At 53.4% G+C, this 633-nt stretch carries 1 protein-coding gene; it reads right to left on the bottom strand.

Annotation, left to right across the window (positions count from 1 at the left end):
- Nucleotides 1-605: transposase (locus N6G83_RS54490; RefSeq protein ID WP_260524444.1), on the bottom strand; the 605-nt coding region annotated here is incomplete at its 3' end.
- Nucleotides 606-633 lie beyond the last annotated feature (28 nt).

The following is a 633-nucleotide window of genomic DNA, read 5'->3' on the forward strand; positions in this document are numbered from 1 at the left end:
TCTCCTACCCCAGGGATGCTTTTCAACAGGTCGCTGTCCCGCTTCAGGTCTGGGTTATCATCAATGTGTTGGCTGATTTTCTTCTTCGTTTCTCGTATCAGGTCATCCAACGTGGCGATGTGCTCATTGAGTGAAGGGACGATGACCGCCTCTGCTACCTCCAGACGATTTTCTTCCATCTGACGCATCTCTTCGAGGTTCTTAAGATGCCTCACCAGCGCGGTCAACTGGCGTTCACTCAACGGGGCTGGGAACCACGGGTCGGGCTGATGCAGTGCGCAGTAGCGGGCTATCATCGCTGCATCGCTTTTGTCCGTCTTGTTCCGGGTGAGTTCTGTATTGCTGAAGGAATGGATACACGCCGGGTTCATCAGACTGACGTGGTAGTTGTTGTCTGCCAGATAAGTGGCCAGCTCCGTGCTGTAGCTCCCGGTGGCCTCCATGCAGACATGACAGTCGCCAAAGCGGCTCAACCAGGCCGCGAACTCGCGGCACCCAGAAGGGGTATTGGCAAACTTTTTGGTTTTATACTTCTGATTGTCCAGCAGTACGGCGACATCAAACTTGAGTTTGGCGATATCAACGCCGACAGGGGTTCTGCGCATGATGGCACTCCATAAACATGTCTGTAAT

The organism is Serratia sp. PL7, assembly GCF_945957435.1.